The organism is Paraburkholderia atlantica (genome assembly GCF_000092885.1).
Taxonomy (GTDB): domain Bacteria; phylum Pseudomonadota; class Gammaproteobacteria; order Burkholderiales; family Burkholderiaceae; genus Paraburkholderia; species Paraburkholderia atlantica.
In genome coordinates this window covers 1,327,415-1,342,610 of the sequence record NC_014117.1, presented here as the reverse complement: position 1 = coordinate 1,342,610, position 15,196 = coordinate 1,327,415, and the positions used below count along the sequence as shown (strand labels likewise).

Below are 15,196 nucleotides of genomic sequence, written 5' to 3'. Positions count from 1 at the left end.
CCGGGCTCGTCTGTTTCTTTACTTGGCGATCGACGCGCTCTTGAGGCGGCCGAAAGCGCCTTCGACCAGCGCCTTCTGCTGCTCGTAGTGCTTCGCGTAGTAGCCGACTGCAGGCGAAGCCGAAGCCGGACGGCCGCTGTACGCCAGCTTCTGCCCTTCCTTCATGCCTTCCTTCAGATGGTGCTCGATGTAGAACCACGGGCCCTGATTCTGCGGCTCGTCCTGCACCCACACCACTTCGGTAGCGTTGTCGTACTTCTTCATTTCCGCTTCGAACTGCTTGTGCGCGAACGGATACAGCTGTTCGATACGGACGATCGCGACGTCGTTCACCTTCGCTTCGCGGCGATGCGCAACCAGGTCGTAGTACACGCGGCCCGAGCAGACCAGCACGCGCTTGACCTTCTTCGCGTCGATGGTTTCGTCCACTTCGCCGATGACCGGCTGGAACGAACCCTTCGCGAGCTCCGACAGATCCGACACGGCTTCCTTGTGACGCAGCAACGACTTCGGCGTTGCGACGATCAGCGGCTTGCGGAACAGACGGATCATCTGGCGACGCAGCAGGTGGAAGATCTGTGCCGGCGTGGTCGGCTGAACGACCTGCATGTTGTGGTCTGCGCACAGTTGCAGGAAACGCTCGATACGCGCTGACGAGTGCTCCGGACCCTGGCCTTCGTAGCCATGCGGGAGCAGCATCGTCAGGCCCGACACGCGGCCCCACTTCACTTCGCCCGACGAGATGAACTGGTCGATCACGACCTGTGCGCCGTTCACGAAGTCGCCGAACTGCGCTTCCCACGCGACGAACGTATTCGGTTCAGCAGTCGAGTAACCGTATTCGAAGCCGAGCACCGCTTCTTCGGACAGCACCGAGTCGATCACCGTGAACTTCGCCTGACCTTCGGCGATGTTCTGCAGCGGCACGTAGGTGCCGTCGTTCCAGCGCTCGCGGTTCTGGTCGTGCAGCACAGCGTGACGGTGCGTGAACGTGCCGCGGCCCGAATCCTGGCCGGTCAGACGAACCGCGTAGCCCGATGCGACCAGCGATGCGAACGCGAGGTGCTCGCCCATGCCCCAGTCGAGCTTCGCTTCGCCGCGGCCCATGGCGCGGCGGTCGTTGATCACGCGCTCGACGAGCGGGTGAACCTTGAAGTTTTCCGGAATCGTGGTGATGCGCTCGGCGAGGCGCTTCAGTTCCGCCAGCGGCACGGCCGTGTCGGCCGCGTCGGTCCACTTGCGGTTCAGGAACGGCACCCAGTCCACCGCGTACTTGCTCTTGTAGTTCGAGAGCACCGGGTCGACCGTGTGATGGCCTTCGTCCATTGCCTTACGGTAGGCCTTGACGAATTCATCGCCTTCGTCGGCCTTGATCACGCCCTGCTGCACGAGCTTTTCAGCGTACAGCGCGCGCGTGCCCGGGTGCTTCGAGATCGTCTTGTACATCAGCGGCTGCGTGACCGCCGGGGTGTCCTGCTCGTTGTGGCCGAGCTTGCGGAAGCAGACGATGTCGACGACGACGTCCTTGTGGAACTGCATGCGGAAGTCGATTGCCATCTGGATGGCCAGCACGACCGCTTCGGGATCGTCACCGTTCACGTGCAGCACCGGCGCTTCGATCATCTTGACGACGTCCGAGCAGTACAACGTGGAGCGCGAATCGCGCGGGTCCGACGTCGTGAAGCCGATCTGGTTGTTGATGACGATGTGCAGCGTGCCGTGCGTGCCGTAACCGCGCGTTTGCGCGAGGTTCAGCGTTTCCATCACGACGCCCTGGCCTGCGAAGGCCGCGTCGCCGTGGATCTGCACCGGCAGCACCTGGATGCCGTTCTCGTCGCCGCGGCGGTCCATACGCGCCTTCGCCGAGCCCTCGACCACCGGGTTGACGATTTCGAGGTGCGACGGGTTGAACGCGAGCGACAGGTGAACCGGGCCGCCTTCCGTCGCGACGTCCGACGAGAAGCCCTTGTGGTACTTCACGTCGCCAGCCGGCAGATCGTCGACGTGCTTGCCTTCGAATTCGGCGAACAGGTCAGCCGGCATCTTGCCGAGCGTGTTGACCAGCACGTTCAGACGGCCACGGTGAGCCATCGCGATGACGATTTCCTGAACGCCGCGCAGACCGCCGTGACGCACGACTTCGTCCATCGCCGCGATGAAGCTCTCGCCGCCTTCGAGCGAGAAGCGCTTCTGGCCGACGTACTTGGTGTGCAGGAAACGCTCGAGGCCTTCGGCGGCCGTCAGGCGGTTCAGGATGTGCTTCTTCTTGTCGTTGCTGAAGCTCGGCGTCGAACGGATCGATTCGAGGCGCTCCTTCCACCAGCGCTTCTGTTCCGGATCGCTGATGTACATGTACTCGGCGCCGATCGTGCCGCAGTACGTGTCGCGCAGGGCTTTGACGATCTCGCGCAGCGTCGCGCGCTCGAACCCGAAGTACAGATTCGTTGCGCTGAACTCCTGGTCCATATCGGCTTCAGTGAAGTCGTAGAACGCGGGTTCAAGTTCGGGGATCGCGGGACGTTCGCGGCGCTTCAGAGGATCGAGATTGGCCCATTGCGAGCCGAGGAAGCGATATGCGCCGATGAGGGACTGGACGTAAACCTGTTTGCGGGCAGTTGCGAGATCTTCGCCGCCGGCAGTTGCGCGCGGCAGGAAGGCATTGGCCTTGGCGCGCTGTGCAAACGATTCGACGATCGGGCCGTGAGCCACGTCGTTGGCGTTGCTGCCATCCGATGCGGGCACGTTCTGCAATGCATCGAAATAGCTGCGCCAGGTCTCGGGCACTGACGCCGGATTATCGAGATACGCTTCGTACATTTCTTCAACGTACGGAGCGTTGCCGCCGAACAGATAAGAGTTCGACTGGAATTGCTTCATCATTTTTACGCTCACCTTTCTTCGAGTTTCTCGAGAAATAGCGGGTTACAGAACCTTCCGCGACACGGCCTGACCGTTTAGCGGATTGCGCGAATCAAGTCTTGCTTGGAAGGACCTAAAACTTTGCACCCGGGAGCATAGCACAGAACGAATAGCCCAGATAGCGGACAGCACACGCGCAAAGCCTGTGACGGCGGGCGTTTCACGGGTGGTGCAGGGCTTTTTCACAGCGCGCAACAGTCTTCTGTGAGAAATGAAAACGAACAGCGCAATAGGTATCTACATGTGCACTGCTCGACAAAGGGCAGGCATGGTGCAGCGCCACATGTTTTGATGCGCCAGAAACGAAGAAGCCACCCGAAGGTGGCTTCCGTTCCCTGCTAATCCAGACGGATTCGAATCCCGCTTATTCGCCGGCAACCTTGTTGCGGCTCGCGCTGCGGCGCTCGTGTTCCTTCAGGTAGCGCTTGCGTAGACGGATCGACTTCGGCGTGACTTCGACCAGTTCGTCGTCGTCGATGAACTCGACCGCGTATTCGAGCGACAGCTGAACCGGCGGCACGAGACGCACGGCTTCATCGGTGCCAGACGCGCGCACGTTGGTGAGCTGCTTGCCCTTGATGGGGTTCACGACGAGGTCGTTGTCGCGACTGTGAATGCCGATGATCATGCCTTCATACAGCGCCTCGCCCGGCGACACGAACATGCGGCCACGATCCTGCAGTTTCCACAATGCGTACGCGACTGCCGCGCCGTCGTCCTGCGAGATCAGCACGCCGTTGCGACGCTCGCCGACCGCGCCTTCCTTGACCGGCTGGTACGAATCGAACGTGTGGCTCATCAGACCCGTGCCGCGCGTCAGCGTGAGGAATTCCGACTGGAAGCCGATCAGGCCACGCGCCGAAATCCGGTACTCGAGACGCGTGCGGCCACGGCCGTCCGACGCCATATCGAGCATTTCGCCCTTGCGGCGGCCAAGTTCTTCCATCACGCCGCCCTGGTGCGTGTCTTCCATGTCGACGGTCAGGTTTTCGTACGGCTCGTGCTTCTCGCCGTTGATTTCCTGCATCACGACGCGCGGACGCGACACGGCCAGTTCGTAGCCTTCACGACGCATGTTTTCGACCAGAATGGTCAGGTGCAACTCGCCGCGGCCTGCCACTTCGAACGTGGTTTCGTCGCCAGTGTCGCGCACGCGCAGCGCAACGTTGTGATTCAGTTCCTTCATCAGGCGGTCGCGAATCTGACGGCTCGTGACGAACTTGCCTTCGCGGCCCGCGAGCGGCGACGAGTTGACGAGGAAGTTCATCGTCAACGTGGGTTCGTCGACGGTGATCATCGGCAGCGCTTCCGGCTGTTCCGGCGAGCAGATCGTCACGCCGATGCCGACTTCCTCGATGCCGTTGATCAGCACGATGTCGCCCGCTTCAGCCGAGTCGACCTGCACGCGATCGAGGCCCTTGAACGACAACACCTGGTTGATCTTGCGATTGAGGATTTCGCCTTCCGGGCCCGAGCGGACCACCACGGCCATGCCCGGCTTGATGCGGCCGCGCGTGATACGGCCAATGCCGATACGGCCGACGTACGACGAGTAGTCGAGCGACGTGATCTGCAATTGCAGCGGACCTTCGGGGTCGGCCGGGCGCACCGGCACGTGCTGCAGGATTGCCTCGAACAGCGGACGCATGTCGCCGTCGCGCACGTCAGGCGTGAGACCCGCATAGCCGTTCAGGCCCGACGCGTAAACGATCGGGAAATCGAGCTGCTCTTCGCTCGCGCCGAGCTTGTCGAAGAGGTCGAAGGTCTGGTTGATCACCCAGTCGACCCGCGCGCCCGGTCGGTCGACCTTGTTGATCACGACGATCGGCTTCAGGCCGAGCGCGAGCGCCTTCTTTGTGACGAAGCGGGTTTGCGGCATCGGGCCTTCCACCGCGTCGACGAGCAGCAGCACCGAGTCGACCATCGACAGCACGCGCTCCACTTCGCCGCCGAAGTCGGCGTGCCCCGGCGTGTCGACGATATTGATGTGGGTACCTTCGTACTCCACCGCGCAGTTCTTCGACAGGATCGTGATGCCGCGCTCTTTTTCGATGTCGTTCGAGTCCATCACGCGCTCGGCGATCTGCTGGTTCTCGCGGAACGTGGCGGTCTGACGGAGAAGCTGGTCGACGAGCGTAGTCTTGCCGTGGTCGACGTGAGCAATGATGGCAATGTTGCGTAGGGCGCGGGTCATAGGAAACCTGAAGACGGTTGAGTGCGCCGCTTGCTTATGCTGCTGGTTGACGAGCCAAACCACGACAACAAGCCCAAAGCGCACTTTTGGGAACCCAAAATTATAGCACGCGCGGATGATCCTTTCTGGTATTCCCCGATAGACCGTGCGCTCTCCGTGCTTCCGGTGAACTTCGTGAATACCGCGTCGCCCGCGCCCCTACGTCAATCCGTATGGTTTCCTGCTTGAGCGCGAAATAATACTTGCCTAAGCTGAATTAACGCTTGTCGTGTCAATCAACAGCCAGCTATACTAATGCCTAGTCAACCATTGCAATCGCACGAGAATCATGACGGAGCCGTCCAACGAAACCACGCCGGACCTCAGCGAGTATCAACTCGGCGAAAGCGTCGGTTATCTCATCTCGCGGGTGAAATCGACACTGCACAATCTGGTTACGCAGCGCAGCATGGCCGAACTCGGCATCACCAGCCAGCAAGGCAGCATCCTGTTCATGGTGGCGAGCGGCAAATGCCTGCTCGCGGCCGAGTTGGCGCGTGAATATGGTATCGACGCAAGCGCCGTCACGCGCCTGATCGACCGGCTCGAAAAGCGCGGCTTGCTCACCCGGGTGCGCAGCAACGAAGACCGGCGCGTAGTGCGCCTCGCGTTGACGCCGGAAGGCAATGCGATCGCGGCCCGCATGCCGGCCATTTTCAACGGCGTGCTCGATACCCTGCTGAACGGGTTCACCCCGGAGGAAGTGGGCTTCCTGAAGAGCATGCTGCGCCGCGTGCTCGCCAATTCCGGCGAACACACGGGACTTTCCCGCGATGCCGCAAGCCATCCCGATAACAAATCGTAATAGCTTGCTTGCTGCGTCCATCAATACATTCCACTCAAAGAAAAGTCGAGCGATGAAATCCCTTTCCCTGTCCGCGCCCGCACTGTCGAGCCGGGCCGCTGTCGCCGCCGCGGCGACGGCGCTCGCCCTCACGGGGTGCGCGAACTACTTCGGCGTCAAGAGCGACAAGCAGATCGCCTCGCCGACGCAGTACGAGTCGACGCAGAGTCTGCCCAACGAAGGCGGCCAGTGGCCATCGCTCGACTGGGCCAACCAGTTCGGGGACCCGCAACTGCCGAAGCTGATCGCGGAAGCGCTCGAAGGCAGCCCGTCGATCGCCCAGGCACAGGCGCGGCTCGCGAAGGCTTCGTCGTATATCGAAAGCTCGCGCTCGGCGCTGTTCCCGAAGGCCGAACTGAACTATTCGTGGACTCGCGAGCTGTACTCGGCAAACGCCCTCTTCCCGCCTCCGTTCGGCGGCACCTGGTTTAGCGAGAACAACGTGCTCGCGAGCGCGTCGTGGGATCTCGACCTGTGGGGCAAGAATCGTCAGCGCCTCGGCCAGGCCGTGTCGCAGCAAAAAGCCGCCGAGGCTGACATGCAGCAGGCGCGCGTGACGCTCGCCGCGTCGGTCGCGAGCACCTACAACCAGCTCGCGCAGCTGTATGCGTTCCGCGACATCGCAGCGCGTGAAATCGCGAACCGCCAGGACGTCGGCCGTATCACGGATAACCGCGTGAAGGCCGGTCTCGACACCAATGTCGAGAAGCAGACCGCCGCCGGCAACATCGCGACGAGCCAGTCGAACCTGACCGACCTCGACGGCCAGATCACCGTCGTGCGCTACCAGTTGGGCGCGCTGCTCGGCAAAGGCCCGGACCGTGGCCTGCAGATCGACAAGCCGGTGCTCACCGGCGGCAACGTGGTCGCGCTGCCGGACAACATCCCGGCCGACCTCGTGGCGCGTCGCGCGGACATCGTCGCCGCGCGCTGGCAGGTCGAAGCCGCGATGCACGACGTGAAAGAAGCGAAAGCCGAGTTCTACCCGGACGTGAATCTCGCGGCCGGCTTCGGCTTCGACGCGTTCGGCTGGGGCCGTTTCCTGACCTCGTCGAGCCGTCAGATTCAGTTCGGCCCGGCGATCCATCTGCCGCTCTTCGACGCCGGCGCGTTGCGTGCGCAGCTGAAGGGCCGCTACGCCGACTTCGAGGGCGACGTCGCGAACTACAACCAGACGCTGATCAACGCTCTGCAGGACGTGTCCACGCAGGTGTCGTCGATTCGCTCGATCGACCGCCAGGAAGGCGACGCCCAGCGCGCGCTCGAGGCGTCGAGCAAGGCGTACCAGCTGGCCGTGATCCGCTATAAGGCCGGGCTGTCGCCGCAACTGCAGGTGCTGACCGCCGACGACAACCGGCTCGCCGCCGAGCAGACGGTCACCGGTCTGCAGATGCGCCGCCGCAGTCTGCAGATCGGCCTGATCAAGGCACTGGGCGGCGGCTTCGACGCGACCCAGACCGGCCTCGTCGTGCCGACCGATGTTCCGGCATCGGCCAACGCCGCGAACCACGCCACGAGCACCGCCGCGAACTGAGCGAGACTGCCCGCGTCAACACACACGCATACACACGAACACCGAATAAACGACGACGTTCAAAAGAACCCGGAGCACATCAATGAGCACCCCCCAGCAGCCCGCCACTCCACCGCAAGCGGCGAACAACGGCAAACGCAAGCGCATGATGACGCTGCTCGTCATCGTGATCCTGATTGCCGCGGTCGCGTACGGCCTGTACTACTTCCTCGACGCACGCTTCCATGAAGACACCGACGACGCCTACGTGAGCGGCAACGTCGTGCAGATCACGCCGCAGGTCACGGGCACCGTGATCGCGGTCAACGCGGACGACACGCAGGTGGTCAAGGCCGGCGACCCGCTCGTCGTGCTCGACCCGGCCGACGCGCGCGTCGCGCTCGAACAGGCGGAGGCCAACCTTGCGCAGGTGGTGCGTCAGGTGCGCGGCCTGTTCGCCGACGACAGCCAGTACGAAGCGCGGGTCGCGGCGAGCCAGGCCGACCTGTCGCGAGCCCAGGACGACCTGAAGCGCCGCATGACGGTCGCGCAGACCGGCGCGGTATCGCAGGAAGAAATCTCGCACGCACGCGACGCCGTGAAGAGCGCACAGGCTGCGCTCGACGCCGCCAAACAGCAACTCGCGGCAAACCGCGCGCTGACCGCGAACACCACGATCGCCAATCACCCGAACGTGCAGGCCGCCGCCGCGAAGCTGCGCGACGCTTACCTGAACCACGCTCGCAATACGCTGCCCGCGCCGGTCACCGGCTATGTCGCGAAACGCTCGGTGCAGGTCGGCCAGCGCGTCTCGCCGGGCACGCCGCTGATGGCGATCGTGCCGCTGCATGACGTGTGGGTCGACGCGAACTTCAAGGAGGTGCAACTGAAGCACATGCGCATCGGCCAGCCGGTCGAACTGACGGCCGACGTCTACGGCTCTTCGGTGCCGTATCACGGCAAGGTCATCGGCTTCTCGGCCGGCACGGGCTCGGCGTTCTCGCTGCTGCCCGCGCAGAACGCGACCGGCAACTGGATCAAGGTCGTGCAGCGTCTGCCGGTGCGTATTTCGCTAGATCCGCAGGAACTCGAGAAGCATCCGCTGCGTATCGGTCTGTCGATGCAGGCTGACGTGAACATCAAGGATGACACCGGCGGCCAGCTCGGTCAGGCGCCGTCCACGTCTTACCAGACCAACGTGTTCGACAAGTACGGCGCGGAAGCCGATGCCGAAATCGCGCGCATCATCGCGGAAAACGCCGGTCAGAAGGCGAACGGCGGCGCGCAGAAGTCGACCGCGGCGAGCGCTGCGGCCGCCACCAAACCGGCGGCCCATAAGAGCTAAGGCTCCGCCCGACGATTCCTAGAAGGCTCTTTTAATGGCTCAGGCTCAGGCGCAAGTCCCTCACGCGCCGCTCGAGGGCGCGCAACTGGTGATCGGCACGATTGCGGTGTCGCTCGCCGTGTTCATGAACGTCCTGGATACGTCGATCGCCAACGTGTCGATCCCGTCGATTTCCGGCGACCTCGGCGTGTCGTCCGACCAGGGCACGTGGGTGATCACGTCGTTCGCGGTGGCCAACGCGATCTCGGTGCCGCTGACCGGCTGGCTCACCGATCGCATCGGCCAGGTGCGGCTGTTCATGGCGTCGATCGTGCTATTCGTGCTGTCGTCATGGATGTGCGGGCTGTCGCCGAACCTGCCGTTCCTGCTCGCGTCGCGCGTGCTGCAAGGCGCGGTGGCCGGCCCGATGATCCCGCTGTCGCAGACGCTGCTGCTCGCGAGCTATCCGCGCGCGAAGGCGCCAATGGCGCTGTCGATGTGGGCGATGACCACGCTGATCGCACCGGTTGCCGGTCCGATTCTCGGCGGCTGGATTTCCGACAACATCTCGTGGCCGTGGATTTTCTACGTCAACATTCCGGTCGGCGCGGTCGCGGCCGCCGCCACGTGGATGATCTTCCGTAACCGCGACTCGGTGATCAAGAAGGCGCCAATCGACGGCGTCGGCCTCGGTCTTCTGATCGTCTGGGTCGGCTCGCTTCAGGTCATGCTCGACAAGGGCAAGGACCTCGACTGGTTCTCGTCGACGACGATCGTCGTGCTCGCGCTCGTCGCGGTGATCGCGCTCGCGTTTTTCATCGTGTGGGAGCTGACGGCCGAACATCCGGTGGTCGACCTGTCGCTGTTCAGCCGGCGGAATTTCACCGGCGGCACGATCGCGCTGTCGATCGGCTATGGGCTCTACTTCGGCAATCTCGTGCTGCTGCCGCTGTGGCTGCAGACCGATATCGGCTACACCGCGACCGAAGCGGGACTCGTGATGGCGCCGGTCGGTGTGTTCGCGATCCTGTTGTCGCCGATCACCGGCAAGGTGCTGCCGCGCACCGATCCGCGCTATATCGCGACGCTGTCGTTCCTGATTTTCGCGCTCTGCTTCTGGATGCGCTCGCGCTATACGACCGGCGTCGATACGTACTCGCTGATGCTGCCCACGCTGATTCAGGGCATCGGCATGGCCGGCTTCTTCATTCCGCTCGTGTCGATCACGCTGTCGGGCTTGCCGGGCCATCGGATTCCGGCGGCCTCGGGGCTGTCGAACTTCGTGCGGATCATGTGCGGCGGTATCGGCACGTCGATTTTCCAGACCGCGTGGGATCACCGCACGATCATGCATCATGCGCAACTGACTGAACAGGCGAACGCTTACAATCCGGCGTTTGGTCAGTCGATCCATCAGATGGGCGCAGCGGGCCTGGATCAGCAGCAAACCTATGGTCTCTTCAACACCATGGTCACGCAGCAGGCCGCGCAGCTCGGCGTGAACGATCTGTTCTTCATTTCGGCCGGCATTTTCGTCGCACTGATCGCGCTGATCTGGATCACCCGACCGGAACGGGCAGGCGGTGACTCGGGAGCGGCGGCCGCCGCGGCGCATTGAGTGGGTTGTTTGTGGTGTTGCTTTAGTTCGACACCGCTCCACCCTAGGAGTATGAAAAAAGCGGGATCGCTCGATGGCGATCCCGCTTTTTTATTGTCCGTGCCGAGCTGGCAATACGGTGAACTCTAGGTCTCCGATGTCACGACCAGACGTTCGGGTGCGAGCACGCCTTCGCCGGGTTTCGCGACCCCGAGAAGGCGCCCCTGTGCCGAGTACACCCTCACGCGCGGGGCATTTACCGCGTCGGCGGCGATAGTCAAGGACGACAGCTTCAGACGCTGGCCGTGCAGGAAGCGGCGCGTGTCGTCGTCGCTCAGACAGACCTGCGGGAACGTCGACAGCAACGCGTCGACCGGCTGCAGCCATGCGTCGCGTTCGAGTTCGGTCGCGTCGGACAACGCGTCGAGCGTGACCGAATGTTCGAGGGTCAGCGCGCCGACGCCCGTGCGGCGCAGCGCGACCAGATGCGCGCCACAGCCCAGCGCCTCGCCGATATCCTCGGCAAGCGTGCGCACGTACGTGCCCTTGCTGCACGTCACGCGAAACGTCACATCCGGCAGCGCGCACGCAATCAGTTCGAGCGAGTGAATCGTCACCTGCCGCCCTTCCCGCTCGACCGTTTGGCCGGCGCGCGCGTACTCGTACAGCGGCTTGCCGTCGCGCTTGAGCGCCGAGTACATCGGCGGGACCTGAACGATTTCACCGATGAATCTGGGCAACGCCGCCCGCACCGCCACTTCGTCGCAGTCGACGGCGCGGATGTCGAGCGCCTCGCCCTCGGCGTCGCCGGTGGTCGTGCGGATGCCGAGACGCATCGTGGCCTCGTAGGTCTTATCGGCTTCGAGCAGGTCTTGGGAGAACTTGGTGGCCTCGCCGAAACACAGCGGCAGCAAGCCGGTGGCGAGCGGATCGAGCGTGCCGGTGTGGCCCGCCTTTTTCGCCAGATAGAGACGTTTCGCGCGAACCAGCGCGTCGTTGCTCGACAGGCCGAGCGGCTTGTCGAGCAGCAGCACGCCGTCGAGCGCGCGACGCGGCACGCGGGGGCGTTGAGGTGCGGTCATGTCGAGGGAGGCAGAACGTTCGGGAAATACAAAAAACGGCGCCGCGCGCTAATTGGAACGTCACGGCATGGCAGTCACTCAGTCGTCTTTCGCACGCGTGGAATTTGCCTCGTCGATCAGGCGCGACATCTCGACGGCGCGCTCGATCGTCTTGTCGTAGTGGAAATGCAGCGTCGGCACCGTATGGATATGCAGGCGCTTGAACAGCAGATTGCGCAGATGGCCGGCCGCGTGCGTCAGCGCTTCGAGCGTCTGCTGCGGGTCGCCCGTCAGCGTCGTGAAGTAGACCTTCGCGTGCGCGTAGTCGGGTGTCAGCTCGACGCTCTGAAACGTGACGATGCCGATGCGCGGATCCTTGACCTCGCGCAGCAGCTCGGCCAGGTCGCGCTGGATTTGATCGGCGATCTGCACGTTGCGATTGGGAGTAGTACGTTTCTTAGGCATGGTGTTGTGTGCTCGGCTATGACGGATGCAAAAAATTGGTTCGCGCGAGCCCGTGTTCGTTATCCGTTCGATACGACGGCGTCGCGATCGCCGCGGCAGGTGAGAGTCCATTTGCGACGAACGCGGCAACGAAGCCAGCGACAAACCCGACGCAGCGCGCTCAAAAACAACGGGCGGAGCGGGCGTCAAGCCCGTTCCGCCCGTTGTGCCGTGCCGCGTGGATTACAGCGTACGCGCGACTTCGGTGACCTCGAAGACTTCGAACTGATCGCCTTCGACGATATCGTTGAAGTTCTTGATCGACATACCGCACTCGAAGCCCTGACGGACTTCCTTCACATCGTCCTTGAAGCGCTTGAGCGAATCGAGCTCGCCCGTGAAGATGACGACGTTGTTGCGCAGCACGCGCACCGACGACGAGCGCTTGACGAAACCGTCCGTGACCATACAACCGGCGACCGTGCCGACCTTCGGCACCTTGAAGACCTGGCGCACTTCGACCGTGCCCGTCACGACTTCGCGCTTCTCCGGCGCCAGCATGCCCGACATCGCCGCCTTCACGTCATCCACGGCGTCGTAGATGATGTTGTAGTAGCGGATATCGACGCCGTTGGCTTCGGCCAGCTTGCGAGCCTGCGCATCCGCGCGGGTGTTGAAGCCGATGATGACCGCCTTCGACGCCGTCGCGAGGTTGACGTCCGACTCGCTGATGCCGCCGACCGCGCCGTGCACGATCTGCACGCGCACTTCGTCGGTGGAGAGCTTCTGCAGCGACTGCACCAGCGCTTCCTGCGAACCCTGCACGTCGGCCTTGACGATGAGCGGCATGTACTGCACTTCGCCTTCGCCCATCTGCTCGAGCATGGTCTCGAGCTTCGCGGCCTGCTGCTTCGCGAGCTTCACGTCGCGGAACTTGCCCTGACGGAACAGCGCAACTTCACGCGCCTTGCGCTCGTCCGGCATCACGATCACTTCTTCGCCAGCCTGCGGCACTTCCGACAGACCCTGAATTTCGACCGGGATCGACGGACCGGCGGACTTGGTCGGCTTGCCGGTTTCGTCGAGCATGGCGCGCACGCGACCGTAGGCGCTGCCTGCCAGCACGACGTCGCCGCGGTTCAGCGTACCCGACTGCACGAGGATCGTTGCCACCGGACCCTTACCCTTGTCGAGCTTCGCTTCAATGACGAGACCCTTGGCCGGCGATTCGACCGGTGCCTTCAACTCCAGCACTTCGGCCTGCAGCAGCACGTTTTCGAGCAGATCGTCGATGCCCGCGCCGGTCTTCGCCGACACCGGCACGAACGGCGAGTCGCCGCCGTACTCTTCCGGCACGACGCCTTCCGTGACGAGTTCCTGCTTCACGCGCTCCGGATTCGCTTCCGGCTTGTCGATCTTGTTGATTGCGACGACGAGCGGCACGCCGCCAGCCTTTGCGTGGGAAATCGCTTCCTTCGTCTGCGGCATCACACCGTCGTCGGCGGCCACTACCAAAATCACGATGTCGGTTGCCTTCGCACCGCGGGCACGCATTGCCGTAAAGGCTTCGTGACCCGGCGTGTCGAGGAACGTGATCACGCCGCGCGGCGTTTCGACATGGTAAGCGCCGATGTGCTGGGTAATACCGCCCGCTTCGCCTGCCGCAACCTTCGCGCGGCGGATGTAGTCGAGCAGCGAGGTCTTGCCGTGGTCGACGTGACCCATCACGGTAACGACCGGCGGACGCGGCAGCGCTTCGGCGTCGCTCGCTTCGCCTTCGACCAGCATGGCTTCCGGATCGTCCAGCTTCGCCGCGAGCGCACGGTGGCCCAGTTCCTCGACGATGATCATCGCCGTTTCCTGGTCCAGCATCTGGTTGATCGTGACCATCTGGCCGAGCTTCATCATCACCTTGATGACTTCCGAAGCCTTCACCGCCATCTTGTGCGCGAGATCCGCCACCGTGATGGTTTCCGGCACGTGCACTTCACGCACGATCGGTTCGGTCGGCGCCTGGAACGTGGTGGTCTGCTCCTGATGCTTGCCACGACCCTTCGGACCGCCGCGCCAGCCGCGATCGACGCCGCCGCTCGAATCGCCGCGCGTCTTGATGCCACGGCGCTTCGCTGCGTCGTCCTGCCAATTGCCGCCGCCCTTGCCGCCGGCGCCCGGCTTCTTCTTGTCGCCCGCGGACGGTGCGCTTGCGGGTGCGGGAGCCGCCGCTGCCGGCTTCCTGGCTGCCGGGCGAGCCGGTGCTTCGCCAGCCGGACGCGCCGGCTTGTGCAGCGTACCCTTGGCTTCGGCCGCCTTGGCCGGCTCAGCGGGCTTCGGTGCCGGTTCCGGCGCCTTCACCTGCGCCTTGCGCGGCGTATTCATCATTTCGCGAATCGCGCGCGCTTCGGCTTCGGCCGCCGCACGGCGCTTGGCGATTTCTTCCTGTTCGGCGCGAGCTTTTTCGGCAGCCACGCGCGCAGCGTCTTCCGCTTTCTTCGCAGCTTCGCGCTGCGCGGCGCGTTCCGCTGCCGCGCGTTCGTCGTCCTGCTCGCTTGCCTTGGCGGCAACCGGCGCAGCCGCTTGCGCGGCCGCCTGCTGAGCCCTCTCGCGAGCCGCCGCCTCGGCCGCAGCCGCTGCGCGCTTCTTCGCTTCTTCTTCCGCGCGCTGGCGCTCGGCTTCCGCAGCCTGCTCGCGCGCCTGACGCTCGGCCTCTTCGCGCTCGAGCTGTTCCTGACGCGCCTTCAGCTCCTGCGCCTGCTTTTCGAGCAGCTCGGCTTCGTGACGTGCTTCTTCCTCACGACGCTGCAGTTCGAGATCTTCGACGTCCGCGTTTTCGGCCACATGATTCGATGCATCCCCGCCTTCCGCGACGGTCTCGTCGCGGCGGACGAACGTGCGCTTCTTGCGCACCTCGACCTGAATGGTGCGAGCTTTGCCCGTCGCATCGGACTGCTTGATCTCCGACGTATGCCGGCGCGTCAGCGTGATCTTGCGCTTGTCGGCATCGTTCGAGCCATGCGACTTGCGCAAGTGATCGAGCAGACGCGCCTTGTCCGCCTCGGACAGGTTGTCGTCTTCGCTCGCTTTCTGGACGCCCGCTGCCTGCAGCTGCTCGAGCAGCACGCCAGCAGGCATTTTCAGTTCCGCGGCAAATTGGGCTACGTTGTTACTCGCCATTCATTCCTCTTAATGCAAGGACCGATTCCTTGCGGTTAGCATCGGGTCATGCGGCCTCGCGGCCGCGTTCAATTCAGTGCGCCATGGTCA

At 63.6% G+C, this 15,196-nt stretch carries 9 protein-coding genes; 4 read left to right on the top strand and 5 right to left on the bottom strand.

The annotated features are described in order from the left end of the window. Nucleotides 1-18: 18 nt before the first annotated feature. Nucleotides 19-2,880: a 2-oxoglutarate dehydrogenase E1 component gene (locus BC1002_RS05920; protein WP_013089161.1), complete on the bottom strand. Its 2,862-nt coding sequence runs from the start codon at nt 2,878-2,880 to the stop codon at nt 19-21. A gap of 403 nt (nt 2,881-3,283) precedes the next feature. After that, nucleotides 3,284-5,113 (bottom strand): translational GTPase TypA, encoded by a 1,830-nt coding sequence (gene typA, locus BC1002_RS05915; protein WP_013089160.1) that lies wholly within the window; start codon nt 5,111-5,113, stop codon nt 3,284-3,286. A gap of 328 nt (nt 5,114-5,441) precedes the next feature. Between typA and BC1002_RS05910 the strand changes: the two genes are divergently transcribed. The 4 genes from BC1002_RS05910 to BC1002_RS05895 all read left to right on the top strand — a co-directional run bounded on the left by BC1002_RS05910 (nt 5,442) and on the right by BC1002_RS05895 (nt 10,451). Next, on the top strand, nt 5,442-5,957 hold the full coding sequence (locus BC1002_RS05910; protein ID WP_013089159.1) for a MarR family winged helix-turn-helix transcriptional regulator: 516 nt from the start codon (nt 5,442-5,444) through the stop codon (nt 5,955-5,957). 52 nt (nt 5,958-6,009) lie between these two features. Continuing rightward, the gene (locus BC1002_RS05905; RefSeq protein WP_013089158.1) at nt 6,010-7,530 is read left to right on the top strand and encodes an efflux transporter outer membrane subunit; all 1,521 of its coding nucleotides are present in this window, start codon (nt 6,010-6,012) and stop codon (nt 7,528-7,530) included. 82 nt (nt 7,531-7,612) lie between these two features. After that, the gene (locus BC1002_RS05900) at nt 7,613-8,854 is read left to right on the top strand and encodes an EmrA/EmrK family multidrug efflux transporter periplasmic adaptor subunit (RefSeq protein ID WP_013089157.1); all 1,242 of its coding nucleotides are present in this window, start codon (nt 7,613-7,615) and stop codon (nt 8,852-8,854) included. Between the two features lie 34 nt (nt 8,855-8,888). After that, a complete protein-coding gene (locus BC1002_RS05895; RefSeq protein WP_013089156.1) occupies nt 8,889-10,451 on the top strand; it encodes a DHA2 family efflux MFS transporter permease subunit in 1,563 nt (520 codons plus the stop codon). A 125-nt stretch (nt 10,452-10,576) separates the two neighbouring features. On the opposite strand, the gene truB is transcribed toward BC1002_RS05895, so the two are convergent. The 3 genes from truB to infB all read right to left on the bottom strand — a co-directional run bounded on the left by truB (nt 10,577) and on the right by infB (nt 15,106). Beyond that, nucleotides 10,577-11,512 carry a tRNA pseudouridine(55) synthase TruB gene (truB, locus tag BC1002_RS05890; RefSeq protein ID WP_013089155.1) on the bottom strand — a complete coding sequence of 312 codons (936 nt, stop codon included), beginning with the start codon at nt 11,510-11,512 and terminating at the stop codon, nt 10,577-10,579. A 78-nt stretch (nt 11,513-11,590) separates the two neighbouring features. Next, nucleotides 11,591-11,956: a 30S ribosome-binding factor RbfA gene (gene rbfA / locus BC1002_RS05885; protein ID WP_008922231.1), complete on the bottom strand. Its 366-nt coding sequence runs from the start codon at nt 11,954-11,956 to the stop codon at nt 11,591-11,593. A gap of 222 nt (nt 11,957-12,178) precedes the next feature. Continuing rightward, the gene (gene infB / locus BC1002_RS05880; protein WP_013089154.1) at nt 12,179-15,106 is read right to left on the bottom strand and encodes a translation initiation factor IF-2; all 2,928 of its coding nucleotides are present in this window, start codon (nt 15,104-15,106) and stop codon (nt 12,179-12,181) included. Nucleotides 15,107-15,196 lie beyond the last annotated feature (90 nt).